This window comes from Promicromonospora iranensis (assembly GCF_028994805.1).
GTDB classification, from domain to species: Bacteria; Actinomycetota; Actinomycetes; order Actinomycetales; family Cellulomonadaceae; genus Promicromonospora; species Promicromonospora iranensis.
Genome location: NZ_JAJQQP010000010.1, coordinates 114,673 through 136,037 on the forward strand (window position 1 = coordinate 114,673; position 21,365 = coordinate 136,037).

The following is a 21,365-nucleotide window of genomic DNA, read 5'->3' on the forward strand; positions in this document are numbered from 1 at the left end:
GATCGTTGCGAAGAACTGCCCGTTCCAGGCTCGACGATCACGCCCACAACCAAGGTCGGCTCAGTCGCAGAACTCGTTCAGCTCGAAGTCGTGCACCACCGTCTGTCCCTTGATGATGCGTGCAGACTTCGTCTCCGGCGGGTACCCGGTCGCCGAGCTGAGCAGCGTCAGCCGGTTGTTGGAGACCCCCATCCAGCGGGCGTAGCCGCCGTCCGCCCCGGTGACGAGCGTGACGTCGTGCTCGGACCCGTCGATGACCACGAAGGCGCCCTCGAGCGGGACCGTCTCGTCGTCGCAGGTGGCACCCGTGACCGTGCCGGTGATCTTGCCCCAGCTGGCGAGCGGGGTCACCGAGAGCGACACCTGCACGCGCGGCTCGTCGTACGGCGTACCGCCGTTGGCGACGACGGCCGACGTGTAGGTGCCCGGCTGGTCCACACGGCTGCTGTCGAGGTCGACGTGCACCGTCGTCGACTGACCGGGCTCCAGCGTGAACGCCGGCGGCTGGACGTCGAGCCACGGCACCTCGACGGTGGTCTCCCCGGTCACGTTCAGCACCGTGTGCATGTCCGGGAAGCCGATCTCCTCGAGCGTGGCGGGCTCGGCGTTGCCGCACTCCTCGGCAGCGATGTACGACGGCGCCGTCTCCGGCTCCGCGTTGGACCCGATGAAGATCTCGCCGTCCACCCCGACCACCTCGACGACGAGCGTGCTGCCCGCCGGCGCGGTGCCGGTGACCGGCACGTCGACCATCGTGAGCTCCTGCGGCTCCAGGGCCACGTCGGACGAGCCGAGCAGGGTCATGTTCGAGTACACGAGCTCCCCGTCGAGCTCGTACAGGTTGACCGTGACGTCCGTGGCCGCGAAGACCGACTCGACGCCGAAGGACACGTCGGTCACGGCGAACTCGCCGTCGATGTCGAAGTCCTCCAGCGTGAACGTCCGGAGCCATTGTGTCTGGCCGGACCCGCAGGCCACGGAGTTGCCCATCGTGATGTCCTGCGACGACGAGTGGGTGATGGTCGTCCCCTCGCCCGCGAGGAGCGACGGCGGGGCGGACGGCGTCCCGGTCGCCCCGGGCCGCTTCCCGTTCCGGGAGTACGTCTCACCGTCCTTCGCGGCCGGGCTGCGCTTCGCGCCCGACGACGCTGTGCTCACCTCCGTCGTGTCGTGGGTGGTTCCCTGGATGACGCCGGTGCCGCCGGTCGACCCGAGGATCTCGAAGTCGGACGAGCCGGGTGCGACCTCGACGTCGGCGGGCGCGGTGCCCTCGTTCGTCACGGTGAACGTGCCGGACCGGGTGCCGCCCATCCGCACCTGCCGCGACAGCTCCTCCGGCGAGACGGTGAGCAGCGGGGCGGCCAGCTCCACGTCCTGCCGGGTGATGGCGTCGGCCGCGACGATCACCGTGGCCTCCGTGCCCGTGTAGTCCTTGGCGGTATAGCCGATCTGCTGCTCGCCGACCCCCGTGGAGAACAGCGAGTAGTACCCGGCGCCCACGCCCGGGTTGGCCGGGTCGACGGACCGGGTGCTCTCCTCGGCCCCGGCGGTCACGGTCGCGCCGTTCACGCCGTCGCCCGTGTTGAGGTCGTGCACGAACCCGGCCACGAGGCCGCCGTCGACGGGCAGGCACTGGCCGATGGAGACGTTGTCGACCTGCCACCACAGGCCGAACGCGGCGTCGCCGTAGTGGAACCGGACCCGCACGTCGGACTCGCCGCCGGCGCCCGTGAGGGCGACGATCGCGCGCCCCTCGGCGTCGGAGGTCTGGTGCAGCGCGGTCTCCCAGGTCTCGCCGCCGTCGACGCTGACGTCCACGTCGGCGAAGTCGCCCGTCGCGAGGTAGCTCTGGTCGAACGTCAGGAGCGGCGCCTCGACGTCCGTCAGGTCGTAGGACGACGACGTGAGCGTCGTGTCCTGCGTCCCGTCGTCGCCGTAGCCATCGCTGTTCACCTCGGCGAAGAGGCCCTCGCCGCCGGTCATGTTGCCGTACCCGAAGGCGTCGTCGAACGTCCAGACCTGCTCGGTGCCCGCCAGGTCCTCGACGGTCCAGCCGTCGGGCACCTCGCCCGACTCGAACTCCTCGACCCCGGAGCCGGCCCCGGTCATCGCGTAGCCGGGAGCGGTGCACTCGCTGAGCACGGGCGTCGCGACGTCGGCCGACGCCGGCTCCGTGCCGACCTCGACGTCCTGCGTGAGCGTCCCGTACCCGGTCACCGACGGCTGGACCACCAGCGTGTGCGTGGTCGACTGCGGCAGCTCGAACGAGTACTCCCCCGTGAACGGGTCGGTCCACGCCACGACGCTGCTCGGCGCGCCCTGCACGGCGACCTTGGCGTCGAGCGGCCAGCCGTGCCCGGAACCGTCGGTGACGGTGCCGCTCACGGTGGTGGTCGGCGCCGCCTCCAGGCCGAGGTCCAGCGTGGTGGTCTCGCCCTCGACGACCTCGACCTCCGCCGTCGCGTCCAGGAATCCGAAGGCGGACACGCTCACCTCGTACGGACCCTCCTCCAGGCCCAGGCGGTACGCGCCCTCGGCGTCGGTCGTGTCGGAGCGCTCACCCACGGTGACCCGCGCGCCGGCGACCGGCTCGCCGTCCGGCCCGGTGACCGTGCCCGCGAGGAAGCCGTAGCCGTCGATCGGCGCGTTCGAGACCAGCGCCTGCACGTCGAGCTTGCCCTCGCCCCAGACGTTGTTGTCGGCGGTGGTGCCGCCGCACGTGTCGTCGGCGACGTCGACGGAGGTCTGGTCCAGGAGCTGCTGGGTGGCCTCGATGTCGCCGACCAGCACGGGCGCCGCGCTCCACAGGAGCGCCACCGCGCCCGCCAGGTGCGGGGACGCCATGGACGTGCCGCTGAACTCGGCGTAGTCGCCGCCGGGCACGGAGGAGCGCACCTCGTCACCGGGCGCGGCCAGGTTCGGCTTGGTCTCGCCGTCCTCGCCCGGTCCGCGCGACGAGAAGTCGGCGATCTCGCCGCTCTCCCCGAACGCACCGGACGCGTAGGTGGCCACGTTGGCCCCGGGGGACGACGTCGACGCGCAGCCGGCCTCGCCCGCGTTGCCCGCTGCCCATGCGCCGAAGATGCCCGCCGCCTCCCAGGCGGCGATCTCCTCGGACATGAAGTCGTCGATGGCGCCGGGCATCACCTGGCCCCACGAGTTGTTCACGACGTGCGGGCGCTGCGACGGGTCGGGGTCCGACCCGTCGGCCCGGGTCGGCGCGAGGATCCACTGGCCCGAGGCGAGCAGGTCCGCGTCGGAGCAGGTGGCGCAGCCGTTGGCCGCGATCCAGTCGGCGTCCGGGGCGACGCCGATCTGGTTGCCCTGCCCGTCGTCGCCCACCATGGTGCCCATCACGTGCGTGCCGTGGGCATCGATGTCGCAGGGCGCCCCGTCGCAGGAGCCGCTGGCGTCGAACCAGTTGTAGTCGTTGCTCAGGCCCTCGTCACCGAGATAGCCGCGGTAGTGCTCCACGAGGGCGGGGTGCTCGACGTCGACCCCGGAGTCGATGTTGGCCACGGTGATGCCGTCGCCGGTGTAGCCCATGTCCCACACGTCGGGGGCGCCGATGGCGTCCAGACCCCACTCGGTGGCGAGCGGCGCGTTCCTCGTCGGAGCCTTCCGCTCGACCGGCTCGATCTGCTGCGCCACGAACCGCTCGTGCACCTGCTCCACCTCGCGGCTGGCGGCCACCTGCTTCGCGAGCGCCTCCGTGCCGTCCTCGACGAGGATCGCGTTGCTGATCCAGTAGGTCTCGTAGTCGACGCCCGCCGTCTCCAGGTCGGCGACGACGTCCGCCTGCGACGCCGTGGCCGTGCTGGTCAGGGCGTCGTAGACGAACTGGCCGCGCTCGCCCCAGTCGGCGATGTCCTTGGCCGGCTCCAGGTCCGCAGCGTCGGCGAACCGGATCCAGAAGTCGGCGGACTCCTTGGCGTCGAGCCGGGTCTGCACGGCCGGCGAGATCTTGTCCGCCGGCCGCTCCGGGACGTCGGTGGTGACGGTCGGCGGTACCCCTGCCGGTGCAGGTGTACTCGCGAGTGCAGGTGTCACGCTGACCGCTGTCGCCAGCAGGGCGCCGACCGCTGCGAGAGCGATCGGTGCGCGTCGTCGTGGCATGCGACTGTGCATTCTTGCCTCCGGGGTGCAAGCGCCCCGCGCGGGGCGCGACCACTGGCCCACGAGCGTGTGCCAGGTCACAGCCTGGGAGCCAGGGGTGAAATGGGCAACGAAAGTCACCCGGTGCCCGGCCCGCACGCCGGTCTGTCGTGGTCCGCTGCGGGAACGCTGTTCGGCGTGTTTCCGGGCAGGAGGGCACGCTCAGCAGCGTGCTGAAGACGGACCGGGTGAAATCACCGCGGTGTGCCGCGGAATGTCTGGAGCGGGAGGTGGCGTTGGTGCCGACATGGACTTCAACCAGCAGATCATCGACACCTTCCGGGCCAACGGCGGCGAGGTCAACGAGCCGATGCGATTCGGCAAGAGCCTCGTGCTCGTGCACGTGCCGAAGAAGGACGGCAGCATCCGTGTCGCCCCGCTGGCCTCGATCCAGGACGGCGGCGCCTGGCACGTCGTCGGGTCCGCCGGCGGCTCGCCCAAGCACCCCGCCTGGGTCTTCGGCCTGCGCCGCACCGAGCAGGTGGACATCGAGGTCCCCGGTGACCCCGTCAAGACCCTCCAGGCCGAGGTCGAGGAGCTGACCGGAGACGAGCGTGACGCCCTGTGGGCCCGCTTCAAGGAGCTCTCCAGCGGTTTCGCGGAGTACGAGAAGACGGCGGAGGGCCGTGTCTTCCCGATCTTCCGGCTGAGCGCCTGACATGCTCGGGGTGCGGCCTGCGCGGCAGCCCGCATCCCGCTCCTGTTCGACGACGAACCCGAGGAGAACATCATCTGCCGGTATGAGCGCGTCCTGGTCACCGGCGCCGCCGGGCGCATCGGCCGCGGGGTCCTCGACGTGCTCGCCCGGGAGTCGGTAGCCGCCACGGCACTGGTCCTGGAGGACCCGGGCGACCTGGTCGCCGACCGCGTGGTGGTCGGCGACGCCCGGTCACCGGAGACCGTGGCGCAGGCGCTGGACGGGGTCGACGGCGTCGTCCACCTCGCGGCGATCCCGACGCCGCTGGACGACCCGCCCGAGGTCGTCTTCGGCACGAACACCCTGTCCACGTTCACGGTGCTCGACGCCGCGGGGCGCGCGGGCGTCCGGCGTGCGGTGATCGCGAGCAGCCAGGCCGCCTCGGGGATCCCCTTCGCGGCACAGGAGCTGCACCCGGTCTACGTGCCGGTCGACCACGAGACCCCCGACCAGGTTGCGGACGCGTACGCGCTGTCGAAACGGGCGGACGAGCTGACGGCGGACATGGTGGCCCGGCGCTACGGGATGCCGGTGGCCGCGCTGCGGTACCCGTTCGTCGGAGGCCTGGACGAACGGCTCCGCGACTACGCGGACGCCGTCGCGCGGGACCCCGCCGAGGGCGCGGACGGACTGTGGGCGTACCTGGAGACCCGGGATGCCGCGGAGGCGGCCTGGCTGGCCCTCCTGTGCCCGGCCGACGGCGCCGTCGTCATGCACGTCGCCGCCCCCGAGACGCTGGTGCCGGAGCCGACCCTCGACCTGCTGCGCCGGTACCACCCCGGCACTCCCGTGCGCCGCCCGATCGAGGGGCGCGCGGTGCCCTACGACCTCACGGCCGCCGAGCAGGTGCTCGGCTTCGGGGCCCGGCACCACGTGGTCGGAAGGCCGGAGCCGACCTGACTCTCCCCGTTGGTCGACCTCGACGCTCAGGCCCGCTGACGGGCCAGCAGCCGCTCCTCAGCGGCAGCAACCTTCTCCGGATCGACCGGGCGGGCCCGGTCCAGGTCGTCAAGACTCCTGGTCATCGCTCCCCTCCTGTTCCTGCTCCGCCGTCGTCAAGCTTCTTTGTCAGCGCCTTGAGGTGGCTGTCGTAGCGATCGTCAGCCAAAGGGATCGCCGATCTGCACCAATCCCGCCACCGCCCGGCTTTGTCTCCGGCCACGAGCAGGATCGCAGAACGCGCTGGGTCGAACGCGAACAGCACTCGAAGTTCGCTCCGGCCCGCAGACCCAGGCCGCCCTCCAGATCGGTCAGCCACACGAACACCGCCTGCGGAGCCAGCGGCTTGCATCAGGCCGACATCGACTCCACCGGCTCGCGCCGGACGCCCTCCACCTCAGGTGAGACGCGGCGTCCGAGCGCGAACGCCACCACGGCGATCCCGGCGCAACCGGCCACCACCACGCCGATGAAGCCGCCGGCCCAGCCGCGTTCCAGCAGCAGTCCCGCCACCACCGGGCCTGCGATGGTGCCGCCCTGGAACGCGCCCGAGCTGATCGCGTTGTACCGGCCGCGCAGGTGCGCGGGCGCCATGTCGTTCGTCAGGGCCGGCAGGGCGGACTGCATGAGGGTCTCTCCCAGCCCGAAGAAGGCGTGGAACACCAGGACGATCACCACCGCCGCCATGCCACCGGGCACCAGCCCTGCGACACCCAGCAGCAGCCACGCCGCCGCCCATACCGCGGCCATCAGCGCGAGCGCCCACGTACGGCGACGTCCGCGGACCCGGTTCATCACCCAGAACTGGAGCGCCACGATCACCACCGTGTTCACCACGAACGCGAAGCCGATGGTGCGGGTCGAGACCTCGGCCACCAGGCGTGCGAAGGCGGGGAACCCACCCTCCATCTGCCCGTAGCCCACGAAGGCCGCGAGCAGCCCGAGCCCGGACAGCCAGAGCACCTCGGGCCGGCGCAGGATGCTCAGGTAGCCCTCTGCCGCGCCGACGACGTCGGCCGGCCGGTCGACGCGCCCGTGCAGGTGCCGCAGCGGTCCCAGGAGCACGACGACGGGGACCACGAACGTCGCCGCGTTGACGAGGAACGCCATGACGAACGTGGCGGGCCGCTCGACGTCGACCACGAGGCCACCGACGACGCCGCCCACGCCGACGCCGAGGTTGAGCAGCGCGAAGTTCACGCCGTAGTACCGCTGCCGCAGGTCACCCTCGACGACGGTGGCGACCATCGCGTTGACCGACGGCCAGCCGACGCCGAGCTGCACGCCGAAGAGCGCGAGTCCCACGGCAGCCACGGAAGGGACGGTGGCGAACGCGAGCACCGAGTAGCCGGCGATGGCGAAGAACAACCCGGTGAGCATGACGCGCCGGGCGCCGTACCGGTCGACGAGCGCGCCGGCCGGTCCGGTGACGAGCAGGCCCACCACCGCGATCAGACCCATGAGCGTGCCCGACAGGCCGAGCGAGAACCCGCGCACCTCGTGCAGGTAGATGATCGTGAACGGGAGCGTCAGGCCGCGGCCGAAGAACTGCACCACCACGGTGGACAGGAGCCAGCGGCCGTCGCGGGGCAGCTCCGACCAGAATTCGAGCGCGCCGGAGCGTGGAGAGGATGTCACCGGCTGATCCTCGCTCGCGCCGCGGCGGGCCGGCTAGCGGATATCGGACGCTGTGGTGAGCGTGGGGCCGCGACGTTCAGCCCGCCGTCCGCCATGCCTCCGCCAGCGCCGCGACCGACTGCCATCGCGCCTCCCGGTCCGGCCGCATCGCTCGCGCTGCGACGTCGAACTGCGCGTCGGTGCCGACCCAGGCTTCTCGCGACTTGGTCTCGTCGTCGCCCAGGAACGTATGGGCCAGCGCCCCGAGCGCGAAGACGTTCGTGACCTCGTCGATGGGTGCGCCGAACTGGTACTCCTCGGGCGACATGAACCGGGTCGAGCCCCACATCCGCCCCATCCGGTTGACCACCGGGCCGCGTTCATAGAGGTCGACGTCGCACAGGACGACCCGCCCGCTGTCGGCGTCGAGCATCACCGAACCGTCGTACAGATCGATCGCTACCCAGCCGCGCCCCGCGGCGTGCCCGTGGAAGTCGTAGATCTGCTGCACGGCGGCAGCCCGCGCAGGCAGTCCGAGGTACCGCACGACGTGCGACCGCTCGTACTGTCGGCCGACCGGCGTCGCGTCGGCCCAGTCGAACACGAGGGCGTGCCCGCCGCCGACGTCGACGGCCTCGCGCAGCGTCACGAGGGACGGGTGCGCGAGCGCCCGGTAGACCTCGGCCGAGCGGCGGAGGTTCGCCACTGCCGTCTCGGCGGCGCCGTCGTACCGCACGGTCGGTGCGCCCGCGTACTTGACGAACACCCTGCCTGCGCGGCCCTCGACGCCGAAGCAGAGGTTGCCCGAGTCCTGCTGGTCGAGGACGGCGAACACGGTGCCCCAGCGCGCCAGGAAGGACAGGTCGTGCGGTGCACGGAGTCGCACGGGGACTCCGTCGAGCTCGGTAACGATCACGCGCGGGAGCCTAGGGCCGGGCCAGGGCGGGTGTCCCCCACATATCCAGGCTCATTCCCGGCTGCCGCCGGGGCGCCCCTCAGCACTCTCACCGCGCTGGTGCCCACGGCGGGCGTCGCGGTCGAAGATGCCGATGATCTCGCACGGGCCGCCCTCGGCGCCGATCGCGTGCGGGAGCATCGTGGGGAACTCCGCGGCCTGGTTGGTCTCGACGCGAAAGCGCCGGTTGCCCAGGAGCAGGGTCGCGGTGCCCGAGATGACCACCAGCCACTCGCGACCCGGGTGAGCCCGCAGGCGGGACGGGCTGTCGGGGGCCGGGTTGGTCATGCGCTGCCGCACGACGGACATGCCCGGTTCTGCCTTGATGGGCCAGCGCATCATGCCCCGCTGGGCGTCGATGGTCGGGTTGGCGATGACGTCGTCGGTGGCCGTCTCGACGAGCTGGTCCAGGGACGTGTCCAGCGCGCGGGCCAGCGTCACGAGCTGGTCCAGGGCCAGACGCCGCTGACCGTTCTCGATCCGGCTCAGCGTGGACTGGCTGACCTTGGCGCGGGTGGCCAGCTCCTCCAGCGACCAGCCCTGCGCCACCCGCAGGGCGCGGATGCGTTTGCGTACGAGGCCGTCCAGCTCGCCATCTTCTTGCGTCATAGGCAAGATCGTATGCCCGCACCGCAACATGACGCTAGCGTCGTCCGTGTCCGGCCCTCAACCCGGGCCGCTACGGAAGGGAACGACATCCATGTCTGCCACGAGCCCCGCCCCCGAGCACACCACCGGTGAGCTGCCGGCCGAGCCGATCGACGCAGTGGTGATCGGCGGTGGCGCCGCCGGCCTGAACGGCGCCCTCATGCTGGCGCGGTCACGCCGCTCGGTGGTCGTGATCGACAGCGGCACGCCCCGCAACGCGCCGGCCGAGGGCGTGCACGGTCTGCTGGGCCACGACGGCGTCCCGCCGGCGGAGCTGCTGGAGCGTGGCCGCGCGGAGGTCCGTGGCTACGGCGGCACGGTGCGGACCGGCGAGGTGATCAAGGCCTCCGCGACCGACCCGTCCGCCGACGGCGACCCGCGCTTCACCGTCACCCTCGCCGACGGCGCCACGCTGCACGCGCGCCGGCTCCTCGTGGCCACCGGCCTGCGTGACGTGCTGCCCGACGTCCCCGGGCTGGCCGAGCACTGGGGCCGCGGTGTGGTGCACTGCCCCTACTGCCACGGGTGGGAGGTCCGCGACGAGCCGATCGGCGTCATCGCGACCGGGCCGGCGTCGGTCCACCAGGCGCTCCTGTTCCGCCAGCTGACCGACGACCTCGTCTACTTCGTCCGTGGCACCACGCTGGACGAGGAGACCCGGGACCGCTTCGCGGCACGCGGCATCCGGGTCGTCGACGACGCCGTCGACCAGGTCGTGGCCGACGACGACGGGGGCATCGCGGGCGTGCGGCTCGCGGACGGCCGGCTCGTGGCCCGGCGGGTCCTCTCCGTCGCGACCACCATGCTGGCGCGCACCGACGGCCTGGAGGACCTGGGGCTGCCGATGCAGGACCTGCCCCATGGCATGGGCCGCCACGTCGTGACCGGGATGGCCGGGACCACCGAGGTGCCGGGCGTCTGGGTGGCCGGTAACACGACCGACGCGTCCGCTCAGGTCGGCGCCTCTGCGGCGGCCGGCGCGATGGCCGGTGCCCACATCAACGCCGACCTGGTGACCGCCGACACCGCAGCGGCCCTCGCGGAGACACTCCGGTAGCGTGTGCGTCCCCTTCCGACTGCCCGTCGACGTACTGTGCAGCTGTGCGCCCCCGCCGCAAGTTCCCGACCGCCACGCTGTCGACGGCAGCACGCGCGCGGTACACGAAGCGGCGGCAGCGCCGGCTCGCCCGTGTAGAGAACGACCTCACCGCCGCGCAGTGGGCCGACCTTCTCGCCGCCTGGGCGGGGTGCGCCTATTGCGGGGCAGAGAGCGCCGAGCTTCAGCGTGACTGCGTCACGCCGATCTCGCGTGGCGGCCGCTACACCCTGGAGAACGTGGTTCCTGCCTGCCCGTCCTGCAACGCGAGCAAGCACAACAGCGAGGTCACCGGGTGGCTCCGGCGCAAGAAGCTCGACGAGCGCACCTTCCTGCTGCGCCACGCGACGATCCTGCCCACCCTTCGTCCTGCCGGCTAGGCATGCTGGCCGGCCCCAGGCAGGCCGCTGCGAGGCAGAGGTGCGAGGCAGCGGGCAGCACGGTCGCCGGACAGGACGAAAGCCGGTGGGCGCCCGCTGACGCGGGAGCCCACCGGCTCGTTCACCACCGGACGAGCGACGGTCAGTCGCAGGCGTCGCAGCGGCCGGTCGCGGGCAGCTGCATGTAGCAGCCCGGGCAGCTCGCGGGAGCGGCGTCGGGCGCGTGCGCGAAGGTGTTGGTCTGCGTTCCGGAGAACCCGGCCATCAGGACGCGCTTGTACCCGCCGCCGTCCTGCTGGAGGTCGACGAAACCCTTGTTGAAGAAGGCGCTCGCATCCTGACCGGGGCCGGCCGACACCGCCACGTACGAGCGGGACGAGGGGATCCAGATGCGGGTCTTGTCGAGGCCCTCGGCGATCTCGCGCATCGCCGGACGGTGCACCTGCGGGATCGGCAGCGCCTCGAGCGCGGCCTCGAACGAGTCGAAGTCGTCGGGGGTGGCGCCCGAGAGTGCCACGAGGCACGTCTTGCACACCTTGAACTTCTGCCTGTCGAGGTCGGTCGCCGGCTGCAGGGAAGCCAGGCGATCCTCGGACAGGTGCTGGCAGTCCCTACCGTGCAGGACCTTGCCGTATGGAACCCGGAAGAGGAGCTCTACCGGGATCTCTGCTCCTGCCAGTGCAGGGGTCTCGCTGGACGTAGTCACCTGTTAAGTATCACTGCTGAAAGTGGCCTGTGGGGCCGCCTCGGCGAACTCGTCCTCGGACGGGCGCCTGAGGCGGCCCCGCCGATCGTGCGCCGGGCCGTGCGTCCGTGCTCGTCAACGGCTCGTCAGAGGCCCCTGCGCGATCCGTCGCGCATGGTCATGCGGCGGCCCGCAGCATGCGGAGGTGACCGATCTCGGTGACGTTCTTCATGAGCTCGGCATTCACCCACGCGAGCATGCGAGCGACCGTGTACTCAGGGTCGTCCTGCGGCGGGAACATGGCGACGGTCTCCAGCTCGGTGTCGGTGAGGCCGTCGAGCACTGCTACCCAGTCCTCGCGCAGGCCACGCAGCCACGCGACGGCGGCGGGCCCGTCGCCCGGCCACGTGACGTCGGTCCGATCCCGGGGCGGCAGCCCCCGCGCGTGATCGATCGCCACGCTCCACCACCAGCCGATGTGCCAGCTCACCCAGGCGATGGTGGGCACGGGAACCGGGTCCGGCTCCGTGTCCGCCCAGTCCGGCGCCCAGGCACCGTCGGCGGCCGGGCGTACCGTCCAGCAGAGGGCGGCGGGCTCCCACAGGAAGTCCGCGGGCTCCAGCCGCTCCAGGTGGTACTCGAACAGCGACCAGGTGAGGTCGAACTGCCAGCGCAACAGGTCACGTCGGGAATCGCTCACCCGAGGACCCTGACACGCCCTCCCTCGTCCAGGAAAGCGGTTATCCGGCGGCTGGCCTCCCCCGCTGCTACCAGGGCAGCACCCCGTTCTCGTCCTGGAAGGTGCCGGTCGGCCCGTCCGGACCGAGGGTCGCCAGCCGCACGACGGTCCGCGCGCTCTCCTCCACCGGCCTGCCGATGCCGTAGGCCGCGGTCATGTCCGTGGCGGTCGCCCCGGGCTCGAGCGCGTTGAACGTGATGTCCGGCTGGGACTTCGAGTACTGCACGGTCAGCATGGTCGCCGCCGCCTTGGACGCTGCGTAGAGCGCGAGCGGTATGCCGAACTCGGGACGGTCAGGATTGGTCACCGCCCAGAACGAGCCCATACTGCTCGAGACGGTCACCACGACCGCCTTCGAGGACTTGTGCAGCAGGGGCAGTGCCGCCTCGGTGACCCGCACCATGCCCACCGCGTTGGTGTCGAAGGCCCGCAGGGCCGCTGGACCGTCCACGGGCCCGTCCGCCAGGATCCCCGCGTTGTGCACCAGGACGTCGAGCACGCCCTCGGCCGAGCCGATGGTCACCAGCGCGCCGGCGACCGAGGCGTCGTCGGTCACGTCGAGCTGTACGAACCGGGCGCCGAGCGTGGCTGCCGCCTTCTCCCCCCGCTCGACGTCCCGCGCCCCGATGTAGACGGTGTGGCCCAGCTCCAGGAGCTGGCGGGCTGTCTCGTAGCCGATGCCCTTGTTGGCTCCGGTGATCAGTGCGACGGTCATGCGTCTCCCTCGTCGAAATACCTGGCCCGACCGGGCCGTTGGCAACGCTATGGACGTCCACCCGCACCGACCAGAGCCCTCCCGAGCCTGGGGTGTGACAGGGCCCCCGCTCCGTGCGGCCCGGCGCCATAGGTTGATCTCGTGAGCAAGAACCCGAACACCCTGGGCGCCTACCTGCGCGCCCGACGCGAGCTGGTGACCCCGCAGCAGGCAGGTATCCCCGAGGTCGGCGTGCGGCGCGTTCCCGGGCTGCGCCGCGAGGAGGTCGCCATGCTCGCCGGGATCAGCGCCGACTACTACCTGCGGCTGGAGCGGGGCCGGGACCGCAACCCGTCGGTACAGGTGCTCGAGTCGATAGCGCGGGTGCTCCAGCTCGACGACGACCATCTCGCCTACCTGCTGTCGCTGGTCGTGGAAGCGCCCCGGCAGCACAGGCACCGGGCGCGCACGGCGAGCGTGCCGGCCGGGGCGCTCAAGCTCCTGGGCTCCCTCGCCCAGCCCGCCTTCATCGAGGACCGGTACTTCGACGTCCTGGCCTCGAACGCTCTGGCCAGGGCACTCTCCCCCCGCCTCGCCGTCGGGGGCAACCAGCTGCGGGACATGTTCCTGGACCCGGCCGAGCAGGCCCTCTACCCCGGGTGGGCCGACTACACCGAGTGCTTCGTCGCCAACCTGCGCCAGGCGGTGGGCACCGACATCGACGATCCACGCTTCATCGACCTGGTCGGCGAGCTCTCGCTGGGCAGCCCCCTGTTCCGCCAGCTCTGGGCCCGCCACGAGGTACGCGGACAGCGCGGCGGGCTGATCCGGCTCGACCACCCCCAGGTCGGGGAGGTCACCCTCAACCGGGAACGACTGGAGATCGGCGGGAGCGAGGGCCTGATGCTGGTGGTGTTCCACCCGGACGCCGGGTCCGGCGACGCAGACAAGCTGGCCCTCCTGGCGTCCGCCGGTCTACCCACGTCGGGCAGGGCGACCCACACCCCCGCTGAGGCCGACTAGGAGCGTGACCGGTCGCTTCCACCTCCCACCGCGGCGGTCGTGCAGGTGGTCGGGCGCCTGCCCGGTGGCCGCCGGACCGGTGGCCACATACCGGATTACTGCTGACCGGATGGGCTGCTTATCAGACTGCGGGCGCGCAGGGCTGCGGCGGTGACTTCGGTCCGATGCATCGCGCGCACATGACTTCGGTCGGTTGCTCTGAGATCGGTCGGTTAATTGACCGATCTCAGAGCAACCGACCGAAGTCAGCATCCCGGGCTGACGCCTCGCGCGTAGCGGTTCACCAGCAGGCCGGCGGGAGGAGCCACTTCAGGGGATCTTCCTGCCGGCCGCCGCTACGGTGTCGCCAGGCACATCACCGACTGTGAACGGGGCACCATGGCGAGACGACCGAGCACGGACCGCCTCCGACGGCACTGGGACCGGCAGTCCGCGGGCTACGACCGGAAGATGGACCGCGCCGAGCGCCTGTTCGGCGACACTCGTGACTGGGTGTGCCGCCAGGCGACGGGGCAGGTCCTCGAGGTCGCCGTCGGCACCGGCCTGAACCTCGGCCGGTATCCCGAGCAGGTCACGCTGACCGGCATGGACCTCAGCCCGGCGATGCTCGACGGCGCCCGCGAACGTGCGGCCGCGCTGGGCCGTGACGTCGACCTCCGGGTCGGCGACGCTCAGCAGCTCGAGTTCGACGACGCCTCGTTCGACACCGTGGTCTGCACCTTCGGGCTGTGCGCGGTGCCCGACGACCAGGGCGCCGTCGACGAGATGGTGCGGGTGCTGCGCCCTGGTGGCCTGCTGCTGCTCGCGGACCACGTGGTCAGCACCTCGCCCGTGGTCCGGCTGCTCCAGGCGGCCGCCGAGCTGTACAGCGTGCCGGTCGAGAACGAGCACTTCCGGCGGCGTCCGATCCGGCACGTCAGGGCCGCCGGGCTCGACGTCGAGCGGCAGGACCGGTTCACGAAGGGGACCATCGAGCGTCTCGCGGCTCGCAAGCCCGCGACCCACGCCGTCGCCGGTTGACTTCATGTCGACGTGAGCTCGCATCATGACGGGGACACAGTCGACCCGACCGGACGAGGACACATGGGCGCGCAGCACTGGGACGAGCGGTATCGCAGCCGGGGTCGACTCTTCAGCGGGAACCCCAACGGGGTGCTCGTCACCGAGGCCGCCGGCCTGGCACCGGGCCGGGCGCTCGACGTCGGCTGCGGTGAGGGCGGAGATGCACTCTGGCTGGCCGGGCGCGGGTGGCAGGTGACCGCCGTCGACATCTCCCAGGTCGCCCTGGACCGCGGCGCTGCCGCGGCCGCGGAAGCGGAGCTGACGGGGCGGGTGACGTGGCAGCAAGCCGACCTCACCGCCACGCCACCGCCCACCGGGCCGTTCGACCTGGTGTCGCTCCAATACTTCCCGCTCCCCGCCCGGACGGGCCACGCCGCGGTGCACCGCCTCCTGGACGTGGTGGCGCCCGGCGGCGCGCTGCTCGTCGGCAGCCACGACATGTCCGACCTGGCCACGTACCGCCACCCGGACTTCGACCCCGCCGACTACTACGCGCCCGGTGACATCGCGCAGCTCCTCGGCGACGACTGGGCCGTCGAGGTCAACGAGAGCAGGCTCCGCACCACCGCCCCGCCCGAGGGCACGCACCACGTCCACGACACCGTGCTGCGCGCCCGGCGCCTGCGGTGAAAGGGCTCGTCAGGCGGCTGCCAGGGCAGCCAGAGCGCGAGCCATCGCGGCGTTGAACTCCTCCGGCGCCAGCGGCAGCCGCGCCTTGACGTCCCGGCTCCACTGGTCGGCGAGGACCTCGGCGGAGCCTGCCTCCACGCCGTCGAGCACCGCGTCGGCCAGGTCCGACGGTGCGAGCTTGGCCACGGGCCACCCGGCCGCCATGTCGGTGTCGGCCAGCCCCAGGTGGACGCCGGTCACGAGCGTGCCCTGCTCGGCGAGCTCCAGCCGTACACCGTTGGTCATGGCCCACGCGGCGCCCTTGGTCAGGTGGTAGCTGTTGCCGCGGTCGACCCCGAACCACGACATGGCGGAGAGGATGTTCACGATCGCGCCGCCACCGTTCGCGGCGAGGGTCGGCGCGAGCTCCCGGATCATCGCCAGACCGCCGAACAGGTTGGTCTCCAGCTCGTGGCGCAGGCGGTCGAGCGGGCCGGTCACCAGGTCGGTCGACGTCTGGATGCCCGCGTTGTTGACCAGCAGCGAGACGTCGGGGGCAGCCTGCGCCGCCGCACGTACCGACGCCGGGTCGGTGATGTCGAGGGCCAGCACCTCGACGCCGGGGAGGTCCACGGTCTCGGGGCGCCGGGCCGCCGCGTAGACGGTGCGCGCGCCCCGTTCGAGAAGGCGCTGGGCGATGGCGCGGCCCAGACCGCGGTTGGCTCCGGTGACGAGGGCGACCGAGTTGTTGATGTCCATGCCCCGCACGCTAAGACCTGACGTTGACGTCAGGGGCAAGAGGGCCGGTTCAGCGCCGCCCACCGGTGGCCCGGCCGCGGTGCCGTAGCCACCAGGTCAGCGCCACGCTGAGCACCAGCAGCACGGCGACCACCGCTGCCATTCCCCCGGCGCCGAGCATGTCCACGCCGTCGACCAGCCAGCGCTGGACGTTCCGTCCTGCGCCGATGACCGGGTCGTCCAGAGCGCCGTCGCGCAGCACCCGGATGTCGTACCAGCCGTAGTAGGCCACGTACACACCGGCGACCAGCAGGAGGCCGCCCCCCAGCCGCGGGACGATCTGACCGACCTTCCGCAGCCACGCCACCACCGCCGTCTGTGCCAGGGCCACCGCGAGCGAGACCGCCACGATCACCAGGCCCATGCCCAGCGCGTAGGCGCCGAACACCGCGAGCCCGGCGGCGACCGACTCCGCCCGGAAGCTCGCCACCACCGTGGCGAGGAACGGCGCGATCGTGCAGCTCAGCGAGGCGGTCGCGTACGCGACGCCGAACATCGCCATCGACGACGCCGACCGGGTCAGCGTCGGCCGCTTGACCCCGGCGACCCGCAGGCCGGGCAGGTCACGCCCGGCCAGCAGCCAGGCGCCCAGCCCGATCAGCACGACGCCGAGCACCACCGTGAACCACGGCAGGTACCGCTGCACCACACCGACGCTGGAGGCCAGCGTGAGCAGCAGCCCGAAGGCGCCGAACACGGCGGTGAACCCCGCGGTCATGGCCAGTGCGAAGGCGAGCGCCCGCCGGATCGCCACCGCGCGCCCGGGTGTCTCCTTGCCCATGACCAGCATCGAGGCATACGCGGGGAGCATCGCGAACCCGCAGGGGTTCACCACGGCGACCATCCCGGCAGCCAGCGCGAGCCCGAGCGGCAGTCCGTCCATGCCTCAGCCGACCAGCTCGGCGACGCGGCCGGCCAGCTCGTCCGGATCCAGGTGCCCGGTGTGGGTGACGACGCCGTTCTTGTCGAGCACGGCGAACGTGCTCTGCTCGGTGATGCCGAACTGCCGCCACACCGCGCCTTCCTCGTCGTTCAGATGGGTGAGGCTGTCGGTGTCGGTCATCTCGATGAAGTCGGCCATCGCAGCGGGCTCGTCGAGACCGGCGACGCCGACGACGTTAACCGCGTCGCCGTGCTCCTCGGCGAGGTCGAGCACCTGCGGGGACTGGGAGACGCACGTCGGGCACCACGGCGCCCAGAACCAGAGCACGGTGGGGCGACCGGCGAGGTCGGCCGCGGCGAAGTCCGCGCCGTCCACCGTGGTCGCGGTGAACGTGAGCGCCGAGTCCGCCTGCTCCGACTCGGTGGCGTCCGACTCGGCCGGGTCGGGCTCGGTGCTCGGCGCTTCGGTGGTGTCGGGCTCGGCCGTGGCCAGGTCGCTCGCCGGCGGCACGTCACTCTCGGCGGCGCAGCCCGCCAGCAGCAGCGAACCCGCTGCCACGACGACGACCAGCGCCTTTCGGCCCTGCATCACGGTACGACGTATCACTGCGACCCACTCCGTCCAGAGCTCTGCACCGGCACGCGGAAGGTGCCCGTTGCCGTAACCCTCGCGTACCGGCCCCGTCCCGTACAGAGGATGAGCCCTCTCCAGCGGACCTGTAAGAAGGACGTAAGGCCGGTGGTCAGCGACCCGAAAATCGTTGGGCTCGGACAGCACCTGGATGGTCTTCTGGCCCCATGACGCCTGAGACGGAGCCGGCCGATCCCCTGTGGAGGTCCAGGGACGGGCGTGCCCGCGCCGTGCGACGCCCGGACGGCAGGTGGCAGCTCCGGCTGCCCGCCACTGCGCAGGACGCCTGGCCCGAGCTGGTCGGCGAGCTACGACAGGGCGTGACCGGAACCGTGATCACCACCGCACCGGAGGATCCCTGGTCCGCACCCCTGCTCCGGGCGGCCGGCCTGGTCCCCGTTCGCCGGATCCAGCACTGGTCCGTGCCGATCGATGCCGAGTACCTAGCGCACATCGGCGTCCTTCCCGGTGACGAGCCGGCGAGCCCGCGACATCCGACCGCACATCGGCTGCTCCGGGTCACGGATGCCGACCCCGCAGCGGTGGTCAGCCTGGACAACACGCTCCGCCACGAGATCCCCGGTACGGCCGGGTGGCAGGGGACGGAGGCGGACCTTCGCGAGGATCTGGCGAGTGCGGCCTTCGACCCGGAGCTGTACCTGGTGGTCCAGGACAAGAGGTCCGGAGACTACGCCGGGCTGATCCGCGTGTGGCTCAACGAGGACGGACCACGGCTGGGCTGTGTCGCCGTCCGGCCGGCGGTGCGCGGCACCCGCGTGACAGGCGCACTGATCCGTGCCGTCGCCACCGAGCTCGTCCGACGTGGGTACCACCGGATCATCGCAGAGACCGCCGCGACCCATCGTGCCGCCGTCCGGCTCGCCCGGCGCTTGGGGGCGTCAGCGACCCGGGTCGAGGTGGAGTGGGCCACCCCCGACGGCGACGGCCCCGCGAACTGATGGTCCGTCCGCGCGGGCACATCGCGGAGCGGGCGTCCGGCTACGGCCGGCCGACCCGCTCGCCGTCGACGTAGAGCTCCAGGTCGGCGCTCTTCTCCGGCCAGAAGCAGACCAGCCCGGCCACCCGCAGCGCCTCGCGCAGCGGCGTCTCGTAGCCCCAGACCACGTCGGTCACCTCGAGGTCCCCGACCCGGAGGGTCCAGTACGACGCGGATCCCTTGTACGGGCAGTGGCTCACGGTGTCGGTGGGCGTGAGCAGGTCCATCCGCACGTCGGTCCGCGGCAGGTAGTAACGCGGGCCCAGCCCGGTCTCGGTGAGCACCACCGGCCGGCGCGACTCGGCGACCACCTCTCCCCCGGCCACCACGCGCACGTGCCGGCTCGACGGCAGCGCGTCGATCCGCACGTACGGGCTGCGCGCGTGGGTGTGCAGCACCTCTTCTTCCTCGAGCCAGGTGTCGAAGGCCGACCACACCAGGGTGAACCTGCTCCGCACGGCCTCGTCCGGCGCTTCCGGATAGTTCCGTGCGGCACCCTTCAGCATGCGGTCGCCGACGACGACGTCGAACAGCTCGCTGATGCCCAGCGACTCGGAACGCTTGCCCTGGCCTGCCGGGCGCAGCTCTGCCCTCAGGTCCTCGGGCGCGAAGAAGTACCGGGGGAAGTACGCGTTCTCCCAGACCAGCAGCGCCGGGTCGGCGTCGGCCACCAGGGCGCCCGCACTGAAGGCGCGGATCCGGGTCTGCCCGGGCCGGGCCGCTCCCGCCGGGATCACGAACGGGTTCTCGCCGTTGTCAGACATCTCTGTCACCTCTCGCTGCGGGGCCTGGTCCCGGAAGCCACGCTACCCACGGCCCCGGGCGTCTCACCCCTCGACAACCCGTCGGGCCGTCGGGGTTGTTCCCGCCCGGGGCCGGCCGTCACGCGTCGAGGACGACGGCGATGACCACCGGTTCCCGTCGGGAGCTTCGGGCGAGCGACCGCGCGACGGCCTTCGCGATGATGTCCTCGAGCTGGTCGCCGGCGGTGGTCTTGTTCCGCGTGGCGTCCGCCAGCGCCTTCTCGACGGCGCGGGAGGCGTTGTCGAGGCTGTCCTGGCCGTGCACGGAGCCGCGGTGCAGGTACTCGAGCGGCTCGGCGAGCTCCGCCGTGCCGGGGCGGAGGAACGCCAGGACGGTCAGGACGCCGGCCGCACTGAGCTTGCGCCGGTCGGCCAGGGTGTCCTCGGTGACGTGGCCGACGGTCTGGCCGTCGACGTAGACGAGGTCGTTCTCCACCTGCCCCACGATGCGTGCGACCCCGTCGACCAGGTCGACGACGACGCCGTCGCGGGTGATCAGGACGTTGTCCGCGGGAACCCCCGTGCGCTCCGCCAGGGCGCCGTTGGCACGCAGGTGCTTGGGCTCGCCGTGGACCGGCATGACGTTGCGCGGGCGCAGGATGTTGTAGCAGTAGACGAGCTCGCCGGCGCTGGCGTGGCCGGACACGTGGACGCGCGCGTTGCCCTTGTGGACCACGTTCGCGCCCAGGTCGGTGAGCTTGTTGATGATGCCGTAGATCGCGCTCTCGTTGCCCGGGATCAGCGAGCTGGCCAGCAGGACGGTGTCACCGTCGCTGATCCGGACCTCGTGCGTCTCGCCCGCCATCCGGGCCAGCGCCGCCATGGGCTCCCCCTGGGAGCCGGTGCAGATGAGCGTCACCTTGTTCGGCGGGAGGTTGCGGGTCTTGGCGTAGTCGATCACCAGTCCGCGCGGGACGGTGAGGTAGCCGAGCTCACGCGCGATGCGCATGTTGCGCACCATCGACCGGCCGACGAACGCCACCTTGCGACCGCGGGCGTGGGAGGCGTCCAGGACCTGCTGGATGCGGTGGACGTGGCTGGCGAAGCTGGACACGATGACGCGCCCGGGCGTCGTGGTGAAGACCTGGTCGATCGCCGGGGTCAGCTCCGTCTCGGAGATGGTGAAGCCCGGGATCTCCGCGTTGGTGGAGTCCACCAGCAGCAGGTCGAGCCCTTCCTCGCCCAGCCGGCCGAAGGCGCGCAGGTCCGTCAGGCGCCCGTCGAGCGGGAACTGGTCCATCCGGAAGTCGCCGGTGTGCAGCACCACGCCGGCGGGCGTCCGGATCACGACGGCGAGCCCGTCGGGGATCGAGTGGTTGACGGCGATGAACTCGAGCGAGAACGGACCCGCCGTGTGGCGGTCTGCGGCCTCGACGTGCACGAGGACGGGCTTGATGTTGTGCTCGGTGAGCTTGGCGGACAGGAACGCCAGCGTGAGCTGCGAGCCGACGACGGGGATGTCCGGCCGCTGCTTGAGCAGGTACGGCACCCCGCCGATGTGATCCTCGTGCCCGTGCGTGAGCACGATGGCCTCGATGTCGTCGAGGCGGTCCTCGATGCTCGTGAAGTCGGGCAGGATGACGTCGATCCCCGGCTGCGTGTCCTCCGGGAACAGGACCCCGCAGTCGACGACGAGCAGCTTGCCGGCGTGCTCGAAGACCGTCATGTTGCGGCCGATCTCGCCGATGCCGCCGAGCGGCGTCACGCGCAGCGCTCCGGGGTTCAGTGCTGGAGGGCTGGCGAGGTCTCGGGCTGCAGTGCGCATGAAGTCCTTCTGGGCGGTGACGCCGGGTATTGGGGAGTGGGTGGCACCGACCCGTGGAAACGGAGAATCATGGGGGCCGAGCCATCCGCGACCTTACCCTAACGTCGGGGCAGGTTTGCATCCGGCGCGTCATGGGGGACACCGCTGCGTGGGCATGGCCGACCTCGCTGACCCTCACGTCACGGCAGTG

21 protein-coding genes are annotated in these 21,365 nt (G+C 71.7%); 8 read left to right on the plus strand and 13 right to left on the minus strand.

Features of this window, described 5'->3' with window-relative positions; translation table 11 throughout:
- Positions 1–60: 60 nt before the first annotated feature.
- Complete coding sequence (locus LUM46_RS17765; protein ID WP_274995617.1) at positions 61–4,116, minus strand: S8 family serine peptidase; 4,056 nt, start codon at positions 4,114–4,116, stop codon at positions 61–63.
- A gap of 286 nt (positions 4,117–4,402) precedes the next feature.
- On the opposite strand from LUM46_RS17765, the gene LUM46_RS17770 reads away from it, so the two are divergent.
- A complete protein-coding gene (locus tag LUM46_RS17770) occupies positions 4,403–4,813 on the plus strand; it encodes a nitroreductase/quinone reductase family protein (RefSeq protein WP_274995618.1) in 411 nt (136 codons plus the stop codon).
- Between the two features lie 93 nt (positions 4,814–4,906).
- The gene (locus tag LUM46_RS17775; RefSeq protein WP_274995867.1) at positions 4,907–5,752 is read left to right on the plus strand and encodes an NAD-dependent epimerase/dehydratase family protein; all 846 of its coding nucleotides are present in this window, start codon (positions 4,907–4,909) and stop codon (positions 5,750–5,752) included.
- Positions 5,753–5,873: 121 nt separating this feature from the next.
- Here the strand turns inward: LUM46_RS17775 and LUM46_RS17780 are convergent, their stop codons facing one another.
- From LUM46_RS17780 to LUM46_RS17795, 4 genes are all read right to left on the minus strand, one after another.
- The gene (locus tag LUM46_RS17780) at positions 5,874–6,143 is read right to left on the minus strand and encodes a type II toxin-antitoxin system RelE/ParE family toxin (RefSeq protein ID WP_274995619.1); all 270 of its coding nucleotides are present in this window, start codon (positions 6,141–6,143) and stop codon (positions 5,874–5,876) included.
- The gene (locus tag LUM46_RS17785) at positions 6,143–7,429 is read right to left on the minus strand and encodes an MFS transporter (protein WP_274995620.1); all 1,287 of its coding nucleotides are present in this window, start codon (positions 7,427–7,429) and stop codon (positions 6,143–6,145) included. The genes LUM46_RS17780 and LUM46_RS17785 overlap by 1 nt, the downstream gene beginning before the upstream one ends.
- A 76-nt stretch (positions 7,430–7,505) precedes the next feature.
- Positions 7,506–8,324: a serine/threonine-protein kinase gene (locus LUM46_RS17790; protein WP_274995621.1), complete on the minus strand. Its 819-nt coding sequence runs from the start codon at positions 8,322–8,324 to the stop codon at positions 7,506–7,508.
- A gap of 51 nt (positions 8,325–8,375) precedes the next feature.
- A complete protein-coding gene (locus tag LUM46_RS17795) occupies positions 8,376–8,972 on the minus strand; it encodes an XRE family transcriptional regulator (RefSeq protein ID WP_274995623.1) in 597 nt (198 codons plus the stop codon).
- Between the two features lie 91 nt (positions 8,973–9,063).
- Between LUM46_RS17795 and LUM46_RS17800 the strand changes: the two genes are divergently transcribed.
- Both LUM46_RS17800 and LUM46_RS17805 read left to right on the plus strand, forming a co-directional pair.
- The gene (locus LUM46_RS17800) at positions 9,064–10,068 is read left to right on the plus strand and encodes an NAD(P)/FAD-dependent oxidoreductase (RefSeq protein ID WP_274995625.1); all 1,005 of its coding nucleotides are present in this window, start codon (positions 9,064–9,066) and stop codon (positions 10,066–10,068) included.
- Between the two features lie 44 nt (positions 10,069–10,112).
- Complete coding sequence (locus LUM46_RS17805) at positions 10,113–10,487, plus strand: HNH endonuclease (protein WP_274995627.1); 375 nt, start codon at positions 10,113–10,115, stop codon at positions 10,485–10,487.
- A 142-nt stretch (positions 10,488–10,629) separates the two neighbouring features.
- On the opposite strand, the gene LUM46_RS17810 is transcribed toward LUM46_RS17805, so the two are convergent.
- From LUM46_RS17810 to LUM46_RS17820, 3 genes are all read right to left on the minus strand, one after another.
- A complete protein-coding gene (locus LUM46_RS17810) occupies positions 10,630–11,193 on the minus strand; it encodes a hypothetical protein (RefSeq protein WP_274995628.1) in 564 nt (187 codons plus the stop codon).
- Positions 11,194–11,350: 157 nt separating this feature from the next.
- Positions 11,351–11,872 (minus strand): DinB family protein, encoded by a 522-nt coding sequence (locus LUM46_RS17815; RefSeq protein WP_274995629.1) that lies wholly within the window; start codon positions 11,870–11,872, stop codon positions 11,351–11,353.
- A 67-nt stretch (positions 11,873–11,939) separates the two neighbouring features.
- Positions 11,940–12,626, minus strand: coding sequence for an SDR family NAD(P)-dependent oxidoreductase (locus LUM46_RS17820; protein ID WP_274995632.1), 687 nt, complete (start codon positions 12,624–12,626; stop codon positions 11,940–11,942).
- Between the two features lie 141 nt (positions 12,627–12,767).
- Here LUM46_RS17820 and LUM46_RS17825 point away from each other — a divergent pair, with 141 nt between their 5' ends.
- From LUM46_RS17825 to LUM46_RS17835, 3 genes are all read left to right on the plus strand, one after another.
- A complete protein-coding gene (locus LUM46_RS17825; RefSeq protein WP_274995633.1) occupies positions 12,768–13,628 on the plus strand; it encodes a helix-turn-helix domain-containing protein in 861 nt (286 codons plus the stop codon).
- A 378-nt stretch (positions 13,629–14,006) separates the two neighbouring features.
- Positions 14,007–14,648 (plus strand): class I SAM-dependent methyltransferase, encoded by a 642-nt coding sequence (locus tag LUM46_RS17830; protein ID WP_274995634.1) that lies wholly within the window; start codon positions 14,007–14,009, stop codon positions 14,646–14,648.
- Between the two features lie 63 nt (positions 14,649–14,711).
- A complete protein-coding gene (locus LUM46_RS17835; RefSeq protein ID WP_274995635.1) occupies positions 14,712–15,320 on the plus strand; it encodes a class I SAM-dependent methyltransferase in 609 nt (202 codons plus the stop codon).
- A gap of 9 nt (positions 15,321–15,329) precedes the next feature.
- Here the strand turns inward: LUM46_RS17835 and LUM46_RS17840 are convergent, their stop codons facing one another.
- Genes LUM46_RS17840 through LUM46_RS17850 form a run of 3 tightly spaced genes read right to left on the minus strand, consistent with a single transcriptional unit; the run spans position 15,330 to position 17,586 of the window.
- A complete protein-coding gene (locus tag LUM46_RS17840; protein ID WP_274995636.1) occupies positions 15,330–16,058 on the minus strand; it encodes an SDR family oxidoreductase in 729 nt (242 codons plus the stop codon).
- A 49-nt stretch (positions 16,059–16,107) separates the two neighbouring features.
- Positions 16,108–16,980: a cytochrome c biogenesis CcdA family protein gene (locus tag LUM46_RS17845; protein WP_274995637.1), complete on the minus strand. Its 873-nt coding sequence runs from the start codon at positions 16,978–16,980 to the stop codon at positions 16,108–16,110.
- 3 nt (positions 16,981–16,983) lie between these two features.
- Complete coding sequence (locus tag LUM46_RS17850; protein WP_274995638.1) at positions 16,984–17,586, minus strand: TlpA family protein disulfide reductase; 603 nt, start codon at positions 17,584–17,586, stop codon at positions 16,984–16,986.
- 191 nt (positions 17,587–17,777) lie between these two features.
- On the opposite strand from LUM46_RS17850, the gene LUM46_RS17855 reads away from it, so the two are divergent.
- On the plus strand, positions 17,778–18,569 hold the full coding sequence (locus LUM46_RS17855; RefSeq protein ID WP_274995639.1) for a GNAT family N-acetyltransferase: 792 nt from the start codon (positions 17,778–17,780) through the stop codon (positions 18,567–18,569).
- Between the two features lie 40 nt (positions 18,570–18,609).
- Here the strand turns inward: LUM46_RS17855 and LUM46_RS17860 are convergent, their stop codons facing one another.
- Positions 18,610–19,371, minus strand: coding sequence for a DUF427 domain-containing protein (locus tag LUM46_RS17860; protein ID WP_274995641.1), 762 nt, complete (start codon positions 19,369–19,371; stop codon positions 18,610–18,612).
- A gap of 118 nt (positions 19,372–19,489) precedes the next feature.
- Positions 19,490–21,175, minus strand: coding sequence for a ribonuclease J (locus tag LUM46_RS17865; protein WP_274995643.1), 1,686 nt, complete (start codon positions 21,173–21,175; stop codon positions 19,490–19,492).
- Positions 21,176–21,365: the final 190 nt, after the last annotated feature.

Coding starts and splice junctions, on each gene's coding strand:
- LUM46_RS17855 (WP_274995639.1), top strand. CDS start 17,778: ATGACGCCTGAGACGGAGCCGGCCGATCCCCTGTGGAGGTCCAGGGAC.
- LUM46_RS17840 (WP_274995636.1), bottom strand. CDS start 16,058: ATGGACATCAACAACTCGGTCGCCCTCGTCACCGGAGCCAACCGCGGT.
- LUM46_RS17845 (WP_274995637.1), bottom strand. CDS start 16,980: ATGGACGGACTGCCGCTCGGGCTCGCGCTGGCTGCCGGGATGGTCGCC.
- LUM46_RS17800 (WP_274995625.1), top strand. CDS start 9,064: ATGTCTGCCACGAGCCCCGCCCCCGAGCACACCACCGGTGAGCTGCCG.
- LUM46_RS17795 (WP_274995623.1), bottom strand. CDS start 8,972: ATGACGCAAGAAGATGGCGAGCTGGACGGCCTCGTACGCAAACGCATC.
- LUM46_RS17770 (WP_274995618.1), top strand. CDS start 4,403: ATGGACTTCAACCAGCAGATCATCGACACCTTCCGGGCCAACGGCGGC.
- LUM46_RS17865 (WP_274995643.1), bottom strand. CDS start 21,175: ATGCGCACTGCAGCCCGAGACCTCGCCAGCCCTCCAGCACTGAACCCC.
- LUM46_RS17780 (WP_274995619.1), bottom strand. CDS start 6,143: ATGCAAGCCGCTGGCTCCGCAGGCGGTGTTCGTGTGGCTGACCGATCT.
- LUM46_RS17860 (WP_274995641.1), bottom strand. CDS start 19,371: ATGTCTGACAACGGCGAGAACCCGTTCGTGATCCCGGCGGGAGCGGCC.
- LUM46_RS17765 (WP_274995617.1), bottom strand. CDS start 4,116: ATGCCACGACGACGCGCACCGATCGCTCTCGCAGCGGTCGGCGCCCTG.
- LUM46_RS17830 (WP_274995634.1), top strand. CDS start 14,007: ATGGCGAGACGACCGAGCACGGACCGCCTCCGACGGCACTGGGACCGG.
- LUM46_RS17835 (WP_274995635.1), top strand. CDS start 14,712: ATGGGCGCGCAGCACTGGGACGAGCGGTATCGCAGCCGGGGTCGACTC.
- LUM46_RS17820 (WP_274995632.1), bottom strand. CDS start 12,626: ATGACCGTCGCACTGATCACCGGAGCCAACAAGGGCATCGGCTACGAG.